This is a genomic window from Pedobacter suwonensis, assembly GCF_044762335.1.
Taxonomy (GTDB): Bacteria; Bacteroidota; Bacteroidia; order Sphingobacteriales; family Sphingobacteriaceae; genus Pedobacter.
On sequence record NZ_JBIWEB010000002.1, the window covers coordinates 527484 to 538928 of the forward strand.

General features: G+C 43.9%; 10 protein-coding genes. 9 read left to right on the plus strand and 1 reads right to left on the minus strand.

Features of this window, described 5'->3' with window-relative positions:
• The first annotated feature begins 16 nt into the window (after positions 1–16).
• The 9 genes from ACIQXP_RS05850 (at position 17) to ACIQXP_RS05890 (ending at position 10600) form a co-directional block, all read left to right on the plus strand.
• Positions 17–4369, plus strand: coding sequence for a CusA/CzcA family heavy metal efflux RND transporter (locus tag ACIQXP_RS05850; protein WP_387504845.1), 4353 nt, complete (start codon positions 17–19; stop codon positions 4367–4369).
• Between the two features lie 162 nt (positions 4370–4531).
• Complete coding sequence (locus tag ACIQXP_RS05855; RefSeq protein WP_387504846.1) at positions 4532–5662, plus strand: efflux RND transporter periplasmic adaptor subunit; 1131 nt, start codon at positions 4532–4534, stop codon at positions 5660–5662.
• Positions 5655–6347: a VIT1/CCC1 transporter family protein gene (locus ACIQXP_RS05860; protein ID WP_387504847.1), complete on the plus strand. Its 693-nt coding sequence runs from the start codon at positions 5655–5657 to the stop codon at positions 6345–6347. Before ACIQXP_RS05855 ends, ACIQXP_RS05860 begins: the two co-directional genes overlap by 8 nt.
• Positions 6348–6628: 281 nt before the next feature.
• Positions 6629–7054, plus strand: a complete 426-nt coding sequence (locus ACIQXP_RS05865; protein WP_387504848.1) for a QcrA and Rieske domain-containing protein — start codon at positions 6629–6631, stop codon at positions 7052–7054.
• Positions 7055–7058: 4 nt separating this feature from the next.
• Positions 7059–7487 (plus strand): thioredoxin family protein, encoded by a 429-nt coding sequence (locus ACIQXP_RS05870; RefSeq protein WP_387504849.1) that lies wholly within the window; start codon positions 7059–7061, stop codon positions 7485–7487.
• A 7-nt stretch (positions 7488–7494) separates the two neighbouring features.
• Positions 7495–8427, plus strand: a complete 933-nt coding sequence (locus ACIQXP_RS05875; RefSeq protein WP_387504850.1) for an FAD:protein FMN transferase — start codon at positions 7495–7497, stop codon at positions 8425–8427.
• 2 nt (positions 8428–8429) lie between these two features.
• Positions 8430–8660 carry a DUF4266 domain-containing protein gene (locus ACIQXP_RS05880; protein WP_387504851.1) on the plus strand — a complete coding sequence of 77 codons (231 nt, stop codon included), beginning with the start codon at positions 8430–8432 and terminating at the stop codon, positions 8658–8660.
• Positions 8661–8673: 13 nt separating this feature from the next.
• Entirely contained in the window at positions 8674–9885 is a 1212-nt protein-coding gene (locus tag ACIQXP_RS05885; RefSeq protein WP_387504852.1) for a DUF3570 domain-containing protein, read from the plus strand.
• A gap of 37 nt (positions 9886–9922) precedes the next feature.
• Positions 9923–10600, plus strand: coding sequence for a cytochrome c biogenesis protein CcdA (locus ACIQXP_RS05890; RefSeq protein ID WP_387504853.1), 678 nt, complete (start codon positions 9923–9925; stop codon positions 10598–10600).
• Here ACIQXP_RS05890 and ACIQXP_RS05895 read toward each other — a convergent pair.
• The coding region (locus tag ACIQXP_RS05895; RefSeq protein ID WP_387504854.1) for an outer membrane beta-barrel family protein at positions 10577–11445 on the minus strand (869 nt) is incomplete at its 5' end. The genes ACIQXP_RS05890 and ACIQXP_RS05895 overlap by 24 nt on opposite strands.

An 11445-nucleotide genomic window follows, 5' to 3' on the forward strand; every position in this document is an offset into this window, starting at 1 on the left:
TTTTATTAAAGATTTTATGCTCAACAGGATAATAGAATTTTCGGTGCGCAATAAGCTCATCATCGGGCTGTTTATTTTTGCGCTCATCGGATATGGATTTTACGAGATCAAAAAACTGCCCATAGACGCAGTTCCCGACATTACCAATAACCAGGTTCAGGTAATTACCATTGCACCCTCTTTCGGTGCGACCGACATCGAAAGACTGGTCACCTTTCCCATCGAACAGGCCAACAGCAATATACCGGGTATGCTCGAGATCAGGAGCTTTTCGAGGTTTGGTCTTTCCCTGGTTACCATTGTTTTTAACGATGATACCGATATTTATTGGGCAAGGCAACAGGTTGCAGAACGCCTGCAACAGGTTCAGACGCAGATTCCGCAGGGAATAGGAAGCCCTGAGCTTGGGCCGGTATCTACCGGTCTTGGAGAAATTTATCAATACGTGGTCCGGCCGGAAAAAGGTTATGAACATAAGTATAAAGAAACCGAGCTCAGGACCATTCAGGACTGGATTGTAAGAAGACAGTTACTTGGCGTCAAAGGGGTAGCAGAGGTAAGCAGTTTCGGTGGCAAGCTTAAGCAATATGAAATTGCCATCAACCCCAACAAGCTTGCATCTTTCGGAATTACCATCAATGATGTGTTCAGTGCGATTGACCGGAATAACCAGAATACCGGCGGTGCTTATATCGAAAAAGGTCCCTCGGTGCTGTTTATTCGTACCGAAGGACTGGTATCTACGGTAGACGATATTGGAAATATCTCTATCAAAACGCCGCAGAAAAGACCGCTGTTTATCCGTGATGTTGCTGAGGTCAAGTTTGGCTACGCTACACGTTATGGTGCAATGTGCTATAACGACCAGGGGGAAGTATCAGGCGCGGTGGTAATGATGCTCAAAGGCGCCAACAGCAGCGAGGTGATCAAAAATGTAAAGGACAGGATTGCCCAGATCCAGAAGACCTTGCCGAAAGGGGTTGTAATCGAACCATTTTTGGATCGGACCAAGATGGTAAACAATGCAATCGGTACAGTAGAGAAAAACCTGATGGAAGGTGCACTTATTGTTGTATTTGTACTGGTTCTTTTTCTGGGCAATTTCAGGGCAGGGCTGATTGTGGCTTCTATTATTCCCCTGGCCATGCTTTTTGCGGTGATTATGATGAATACCTTCGGGGTAAGCGGAAACCTGATGAGCCTTGGCGCACTGGATTTCGGACTGATCGTTGATGGTGCGGTAATTATCGTTGAAGCCGTGATGCACCAGCTTTCCCATCACAAGAAGTTTGCAACGCTCGATAAAATATCGCCGCAGGAAATGGACGGACAGGTGGAGCAATCTGCAGGTAAGATGATGAACAGTGCAGTATTCGGGCAGATTATCATTCTCATCGTTTACCTTCCGATTTTTACCTTGCAGGGGATTGAGGGAAAAATGTTCAAGCCAATGGCGCAAACAGTGGCCTTTGCGTTGCTGGGTGCCTTTATCCTCTCGCTCACTTACATACCCATGATGAGTGCGCTGTTTTTGAGCAAAAAAATCAAGCACAAAGCAAATTTTTCTGACCGTATGATGTCCGGACTGGAAAATGCTTACCATAAAACGCTATCGAAAGTTATCGCATTTCCAAAAATGGTATTGCTCACTGTATTTTCATTATTTGTACTGGCCGTGATTACCCTTACTTTTCTGGGAGGGGAGTTTATTCCGGCACTGGAAGAAGGCGATTTTGCCGTAGACACCAGGGTACTCACCGGAAGCAGTATTTCCACGACGATAGAAAGTACACAAAAGGCCGCCCACATTTTAAAAACCCGGTTTCCGGAAGTCGAAAAAGTGGTCACCAAGATTGGAAGCGGCGAGGTGCCGACTGATCCCATGCCAATGGAGGCCAGTGATATGATGGTGATATTAAAGGATAAAAAAGACTGGACCTCGGCAAAAACATTCAATGAGCTTTCTGAAAAAATGGGCAAGGCGCTGGAAGCAGTGCCCGGCATTACCGCCGGATTTCAGTATCCGGTACAGATGCGATTTAATGAGCTGATGACCGGAGCCAGGCAGGATGTGGTTTGCAAGATTTTCGGGGAGAACCTGGATACCCTAGCGATATTTGCCAAACAACTGGGTTCGGTGATTTCTTCTGTAAACGGCGCCCGGGATCTCTTCATTGAGCCGGTAACCGGAATGCCGCAGGTGGTGATTTCTTACAACAGGGCAATAATCGCTCAATATAACCTGGATATTACGGACGTGAACCGGATTGTGAATACCGCATTTGCCGGCCAGAGTGCAGGTCTTATGTTTGAAGGAGAGAAGCGTTTTCAACTTGTCGTTCGGCTTGATGGAGAGCAGCGCAAAAACTTAGGAGACATTCAAAGTCTTTTAATACCAACGCCTGCAGGGACGCAGATACCCTTATCTCAACTTGCAAATGTCGAAATCAAAAACGGCCCCAACCAGATTCAGCGTGAGGATGCCAAAAGGCGATTGGTTGTCGGTTTCAACGTCAGGGGAAGAGATGTGCAGACCATTGTTAATGAACTGCAGGAAAAGGTGAATGCCAAGATCAAATTTCCCCCGGGGTATTACGTCACTTATGGTGGTGCATTTGAGAATCTGAATGCGGCCAAGAAAAGGCTGATGGTTGCTGTGCCCGTATCCTTGGTACTGATATTTATCCTGCTGTTTTTTGCTTTTGGTTCAGTTAAACAGGGACTGCTTATCTATTCAGCCATTCCGCTGTCTGCAATAGGCGGGATCTTCTTTCTGGCGCTGCGTGGAATGCCTTTTAGTATTAGTGCAGGAGTAGGCTTTATCGCGCTGTTTGGTGTGGCCGTACTCAATGGAATTGTGCTTATTGCGGAATTTAACAGACTTAAAAAAGAGGGCATGACGAATTTAAGAGAAATTGTACTTAAGGGAACCAGTTTGAGATTAAGACCGGTCATGATGACTGCTTTTGTGGCATCCTTAGGTTTTCTGCCGATGGCCCTGAGCAATGGAGCAGGTGCGGAAGTGCAGCGGCCTTTGGCAACAGTTGTGATAGGAGGCCTTATGGTTGCAACTTTTTTAACACTTTTTGTATTACCGGTGCTTTATATCTTGTTTGAAAAAGGAATTGGATTTTCTTTTGGTCGTAAAAGGCTTACCATAGTTGGTATTGTACTTTCCATCGGTATAGGTAAGGTAAATGCCCAGCAGTCTATCTCGCTTTCAGCAGCTATAGATACCGCCATGAAAAATAGTTTGACGATTAAAAACCAGGCACTACTTATCAAATACCGGCAGCAACTCGTCAAAACATCTGGCGCCAAGCCCATGGCCAATCTAACAGGAGAGGTTGGACAGCTAAACAGTGCTTTTACCGATAACCGGATCGGAATTTCCCAGTCTTTCAGTTTCCCGTCCGTATATGCAAAACAGCGAAATCTACTTACTTTAGAAGCGGAGCAGGCAACCTTAAACGCTACCCTAAAAGCAGCCGAGCTTCGCAGGACAATAGCAGAAGTGTTTGATCATTTTTTATATTTAAAAGAAAAGGAAACACTGATCCTGAAAAGCGATTCGCTTTACAGCCGGTTTTTGGATAAGGCAAAAATCCGTTTTAAGGCAGGAGAAAGCAATATCATGGAAAAGGCTACAGCCGAAACCCAGAAAGCGGCAGTGGCTTTTCAGTTAAGCCAGCTCCGCCAGGAAATGGAAACGGTATTGCTGCAGTTCGGGGTGTTACTCAATAGTGAAAATAGGTTTTATCCTGAGGGCAAAATAGAAAAGAAAAAATTGCCTGAAAATGTGGCGGCTTTTGAAGTGGATAAAAATTATACCTTGAAGATCTATGAGCAGCAAAAGCTCATCAGTAAGGCACTCACAAAGGTAGAACAGTCGAAACTGCTACCGGAAATCAGCCTCGGCTACTTTAATACCTCCATGAAGGGAACCGGCGCTGATGACCGTTACTATAATGGTAACAAACGTTTCCAGGCCGCGCAGATAGGGATCGGTATCCCGATTTTTAGCGCTGCCCAGAAAGCCAGGATATCGGCAGCCAGAATTAATGAGGACATTGCCATTTCCGGTTTCGAGCAGCAAAGACAGCAACTGAACCTACAGTTAATGACCCTCAGAAAGCAATACCAATATGGGCTGGAAAATGTAGAGCAGTATGAAAAAACGGTGCTCAAAAATGCGGACCTCATTATAACCACAGCCAATAAGCAGTTTGTAAACGGTGAAATCAATTATCTCGAATGGGGGATGTTGATCAACCAGTCTGTTACGATACGAAGCAATTACCTTGACCTTATTAAAAGCCTGAATCAGGCAGTCATTCAGTTTAATTACTTAAACGCAGGAACAGAATGAAAAAATCCCGTATCTCACCTGAGCAACATTCAGTGAACACAGACTCAGCACTGTCATCACCAATAAAAATTAACCAAGGCCATCGTGAGTTTCACGCCAATAAAATGGATTGATCAAAACTCAGGATCGCCGCATCGCCAATAAAAAATAAACCCTATAAGGATGAAAAATATAATTCCAATCTTCGTCATATTGCTTTTTACAGCCTGCAGCCAAAAGAAAGCAGCACCTGAAAAGGCAGCAGATCACACCGATCAAGCTGATGTAGTCGCACTGACTTCACCCCAGTTAAAAAATGCGGGAATCAAAACCGGTCAGATAGAAAACCAAGATATTGCGGAAGTGATCAGGGTAAACGGGAGCATAGATGTACCGCCCCAAAATATGGTTTCTATAAGTATGCCACTTGGTGGCTATCTGCGTTCTACCAAGCTTTTGCCAGGTATGCATGTGAGCAAGGGGGAGGCCATCGCAGAAATGGAAGATCAGCAGTATATCCAGATGCAGCAGGATTATCTGACGATAAAGGCTAAACTTGAATTCGCCCAAAGAGAGTACTTCCGCCAGAAAGAGCTGAACCAGAGCCAGGCCAGCAGCAACAAGGTATTCCAACAGGCAGAGGCAGACTATAAAACGTTGCGCATTAGTTTGGGAGCACTGGCTGAAAAACTGAGCCTTATTAATATCAATGCCTCCAGGCTTACCGAGCGGAATATTTCCAGAAGAATAAATTTATATTCTCCCATTACCGGCTTTGTTTCGAAGGTAAATGTAAATATCGGTAAATATGTAAACCCTTCTGATGTGCTTTTTGAATTGGTTAATCCGGCCGATATTCACCTCAACCTTAAGGTTTTTGAAAAGGATTTGCCAAAGCTGGGCATTGGCCAAAAACTCAAAGCCTACAGCAATAATGTTCCCGGAAAAAAATATGATTGCGAGATTATTTTAATCAGCAAAGATTTATCGGCAGACCACCTGGCAGAAGTTCACTGCCATTTTGAAAACTATGATAAGGCACTTATCCCAGGGATGTATATGAATGCAGAGATCCAGGTGACTAATAACAGCTCTTCTACGCTTCCTGATGAGGCGCTGGTTGATTTCGAAGGCAAGCAATACATTTTTGTGGCAATCGCCCCTGATAAGTTCAAAATGACTCCGGTCGAAAGCGGTAAAAGCGAGTCAGGAAGAACTGAAATTAAAGATGCGGAGACCTTAAAAGGAAAACCGATTGTGATCAGGGGCGCTTACACGCTGCTAATGAAACTTAAAAATAAAGCTGATGAATAATCCACATGATGAAAAGCATTTAAAAAGCTCAGCATTCATTTCCGATATCGTTATCGGGATGAGTGATGGGCTCACCGTTCCATTTGCACTTGCCGCCGGCCTGAGCGCCGCGGTAAGCAGCAATTCCATTATCATTACCGCCGGCATTGCCGAGATCATTGCCGGCTGCATCGCCATGGGACTGGGAGGCTACCTGGCTGGTAAAACAGAGCAGGAGCATTACGAGAGCGAACTCAAAAGGGAATACCTTGAGGTAGAAAATGTTCCCGAAAAGGAAAGAGAAGAGGTGAAGGAAATCTTTGCCGAATATGGGCTGGACGAAAAGGCACAGGACCTCATCGTAGATCAGTTGAGTAGGAATAAAGACCACTGGGTAGATTTTATGATGAAGTTTGAACTTGGCCTGGAGAGACCGGATATCAACAGGGCACGCAACAGTGCCCTTACTATCGGGTTTTCTTACTGTGTGGGCGGTATGCTGCCCTTGTCAGCTTATTTTTTTACTTCAATGCCGCAGAATGGGCTGATCCTCTCCGCTATACTGACCACCATTTGTCTTTTTGTATTTGGCTATTTTAAAAGCCGTGTAACCGGCCAGCCGCCCATAAAGGGTGCTTTTAAAGTGACAGCGATAGGCCTGATTGCTGCCGGGGCGGCATTTCTGATCGCAAGACTAATTACTTAAGTCGTCTCATTTAGTAAAAATATGATTAACAAATATTTAACAAATTTTAATCAAAACTTCAGGATGTCTTCAGACTTTGTCTATAGTTTTGTTACAAGTTATTGTTTTTTTAAAACTCATTCATAAATCCGTAGCTGAAGCACGCGGAAACGTAAAGCTTTTTTATAGATAGAATTTTTACACAGATTTTATTCACTACATCCCGTCGATACCAAAAGGTTATCCATCGGGACATTGCCCGAATATTTCATTGCATTACGCATTTTAACTATAAAAAGAATATGGACAGAAAAGATTTTCTTAACAGCATCGGGATGAGTGCAGCGGCTTTCGCAATTATAAACTGTGTCGGTTGCAAAAAAACCGATGGCAACAGCACTACGGATACAACCGGGCCAACCGGCGTAAACTTTACGCTCGATTTAAGCCTCGCTGCCAATGCTGCACTGCTGAGCAATGGTGGATCTTTGGTATCAAATGGTGTTATTGTCGCTAAAACAAAAACAGGGGCTTATATTGCTGTGCAGCGATCGTGCACACATGAAAGTTATACGCTTACCTACCAATCGGCAAACAGCCGCTTTTACTGCCCCAACCATGGCGCAACCTTTTCTGAAAACGGCGCAGTAACCAATGGTCCGGCTTCTCGCTCCTTAACCGTTTATAATACCCAGCTTACCGGGACTACTTTAAAAGTTTATTCTTAAGATTATGAAACTACTTTTTGTTGCCCTATTGGGGCTATTTATTATTCCTGCATCATGGATGGTAAACTTTACAGAAGCGCAGAAACAGGCTAAGGCCACACATAAACAGATCCTTATCAATTTTTCCGGATCCGATTGGTGCGGTCCCTGCATCCGCCTGCGCAAGGAGATCCTGGAATCTGAAACTTTTGAACAATATGCCGCTTCCAATCTGCTACTTGTGAGAGCGGATTTTCCAAGGCAAAAGAAAAACCAGCTTCCAAAAGAACAGGTCAAACTCAACGAATCATTGGCCGAGGCATACAACAAGGATGGCAAGTTTCCTTATACCGTTCTGGTTGATGAAAATGGAAAAGTGCTCAAAAGCTGGGACGGATTTCCGGATGAAACACCGCAGGCTTTTGTTTCCGAAATCGATAAACTAAAAAAATAATCTCCTAATGGCTAAACCTGTTTCTGTAAACCGGATACTAAAACTCATGGGGAACCGGTTTGAGTTTACTCTGATTGCTGAGCATGAGCAGGAAGGTAATGCGGCCATAGATGCCGCCATAGCGGAAGTGCGAAGGATAGAATACCTGCTCACCACTTTCAGCGATCTCAGCCAAACCAGCCTGATCAACGAACATGCCGGTTTAAGCCCGGTAAAAGTAGACGAGGAAGTCGTAGGTCTGATCGAGCGGTCAATCAGGATATCAGAAATTACCGATGGTGCTTTTGACCTTACCTATGGCTCTATAGACAAAAGGCTCTGGAACTTTGATCCGGGTATGACCAGCTTGCCCGATGAAGCAACCGCCCTGGCATCCGTTGGACTCATTGATTACCGGAATATAACCCTGGATAAGGAGAAATCGACCGTGTTCTTAAAAAATAAGGGCATGCGTATCGGTTTTGGTGGAATAGGGAAAGGCTATGCCGCCGATAAGGCAAAATTGGTGCTGCAAAAACTGGGCATCAAAAGCGGGATTGTGAATGCGGCAGGAGATCTGGTAACCTGGGGGACTCAAAGTACCGGTCATCCATGGACCGTGGGTATTGCGGACCCTGAACAGACCGATAGACCGTTTTCTGCACTAAAGATCAGCGATATGGCAATTGCCACTTCGGGCAGTTACGAAAAATTTGTGACGATTGGTGGCAAACGCTATTCCCATACCATAGATCCCAAAACCGGACTGCCTGTAAGCGGTGTAAAAAGTGTGAGCATCATCTGCCCAAGTGCCGAGCTTGCTGATGCCCTGGCTACGCCGGTTGTGGTAATGGGCGTAAAGATAGGGCTGGAGCTGATTAACCAGATTAAACAAGTAGCCTGTATTGTTATCGATGATAATGATCGGGTGTATACCTCAAACAATATTAATGTGATATAAATATGAAAATTTCCAGAACAATTGTCCTTTCCTTGCTTGCCACATCTGTACTAAGCAGTATGCTAACTGCCTGCAGCAGCGTAAAGGCCTATCAGAAAAACAAGATTAATGATGCCGATATGATCCTTTCGGCCCGAAAGGCCCAAAAGTTTGAACAGAGTTTTCAGCTTTACCGCGAGGGCGCTTCGGGTGCCAACGGGGGCAAGAGCGGTGGTGGCTGTGGCTGTAACTAAATAGGATCAGAAAATGAAAAAAATATATCTTCATGTGCTTTTCATGTACTTCGGTATATTGAGCACTTATGCGCAAACCAGGCCTGAGCCTGCAAAAGCAGACAGCAGCAAATACCAGTCGAGAAAACTCAAAATCGATGAGATTAATCTGGTTTCAGCATACTACCACCAAGATGGAAATAATTCTGCGGTTACAGGGGGGATAGGTACAGAGAAACTAAGCGATTTTGCCAATACCATTGACCTGCAGATGTCCAAATTCAATAAAAGGGGCAGAAAAAATACTTTCCTTTTCGAACTTGGGGTAGATCATTATACCTCTGCTTCATCTGATAAGATTGATCCTAATACCATTTCTTCAGCATCTTCGGCAGATACCCGTATTTATCCTTCTTTAAACTGGACACACTCCAATGAAGAAACCGGCAATTCCTTTGGTTTCACAGGATCTTATTCAACAGAATTCGATTACCAATCAATGGGAGCAGCCTTTAATTTAACCCGTTTATCGAAAGACAAAAATACCCAGTTCGACTTTAAACTTCAGGCATTTTTGGATCAGTGGACGGTTATCCTGCCAATCGAGCTGCGAACGGGAAATACCGGAAGGGGAGGAGAACAATACGATACCGCGCCGAGGAATTCCTTTAGTGCATCCTTTTCGCTCTCGCAGGTAATTTCGCAGAAATTTCAGGCCTCACTGATTTTGGAGCCATCCTACCAGAAGGGCTTGCTCGCCACTAAATACCAGCGAAATTATTTTACCGATGGCTCGCTGCGTTCAGAAACCCTGCCCGATAAGCGTTACAAGCTTCCTATCGGGCTGCGCATGAACTACTTTTTGGATGACCGGTTTGTGATCCGCACTTTCTACCGTTATTATATGGATAACTGGGGCATAAGGGCACACACTGCAGAACTTGAAATACCGGTAAAGATCAGTTCATTCTTTTCTATAAGCCCTTTCTACCGTTATAACAATCAGGTGGGAACCAAATACTTTGCACCTTATGGGCAGCATGCGTCATCGGAACAATATTTTACCAGCGATTATGACCTGTCTACACTCACCAGTGATTTTTACGGAGCGGGTATCCGTTTTGCCCCGCCTAAGGGTATTTTTGGCTGGCAGCGCTTAAATATGCTCGAGTTGCGATATGGCCACTATTCTCGTTCAACAAGCCTGGTTTCAAATATCGTTTCATTGAACCTCAAGTTTAAATAAGTTCCGTCAAAAAAAGAAAAACACACATACAATTCTGATGATGATAAACCTAAAAAGATTTGTCCTGGGCCTGCTATTGCTCTTTGCTACGGCGCAGATTTCTCAAGCCGGGCAGCAGGAAAGGACTCCCGATGACCTTGCCTTTACCGCGATCAAAGATTCGCAAGAGGTTTCTGCGGCAAAAATTAAAAGCCCTGTTTCGAAAGATCCTGTAAAATCTAGTGTTGTTTCACCAACAAAAACAGCTGCACCACAAAACCCGGAGCACAGAACCATCTGGAGTATTTTTTTGGCCGGCTTTGTTGGCGGTATGGCTGTCCTGCTGATGCCGTGCATCTTTCCCATGATGCCCTTAACCGTTAGTTTTTTTACAAAAGGTGCAGAAAAAGGCAGGGCTTTTCGCAAGGCATCGCTTTACGGGTTTTTCATCATCTTGATTTATGTAGTATTAGGACTTCTGGTTACCGTCATATTTGGGGCTGATGCGCTGAACAGTCTCTCCACCAACGGAATATTCAATTTCTTTTTCTTTCTGTTGCTTGTGGTTTTTGCAGCATCTTTTCTCGGCGCATTCGAAATTACCTTGCCTTCATCCTGGGTAAACAAAATGGATGCAAATTCAGAGAAGGGGGAAACCGCTGGCCTGTTTTTTATGGCCGGTACACTGGCGCTGGAGATAAAAAGCAGACCTTTAAAATTTATAACTGTAACCTAATCTAAAAATCTGTGTTTCAAAATAATCGGTACTGGTTAAACGAAACCCATATCCGTTGATCTCCCTTTTAATTTTTAGTGTATTAAAAATATCGTTGCCATTGAAAAATAGTTCGCCTTTTCCATTTTGGATCTGTTTTTTTATGCCTAAATCAGCTGAAAATCTCGAGCCAATTTTGCCTTGTGCAATTAGGTCGGGAGCGAGATAGGTAGCCGAAAGTTGGATATCCGTTTTCTTTGCGAGTTTCAATTGCGCATTCCACTTCAGGTTTCCAGATAAGATAGATTCTTTTCGCATGCTATAAATTGTAGGTACTGGATATTGGTTCTGAACTGTAAAAGCATTGATGGTATTTTGGTATATGGTACTGCTAATATTCACGGAAAGCCATGGTGCCAATCGCTGCTGAATTAAGAGTTCGCCTCCAGTATTGTAGCTTCTTCCCGCATTTTGGAAAATGTTATAAATAATGGTATTACCGGGCACAATTGTCGCTATTCTGGTAATTGTTCCATTTACAATTTTATGAAATCCGGAAAGATAGAAAAAACCTTTTTCCCAATTGTTTTTATAGCCCAGTTCCACCATGTGGGTAAATTGGGGTTTTAAGGTTGGGTTTCCAACCTTTAAAAGTTCAGGCTCATCATACTTAGGAAATATTCTGATATCTACCTCATTTGGCCTATCAACCCTTTGACTGTAAAATGCAGTTAACCTATTGCGCTCGTTAATTTTGTAAGCAAATCTTAAGTTGGGAAATGGCCTGAAATACTTGTATCCATCGCTCTTGTACGTATTATGGTTCGGATTTACCTTGTAATCTACCTTAACGTATTCAATTCGTA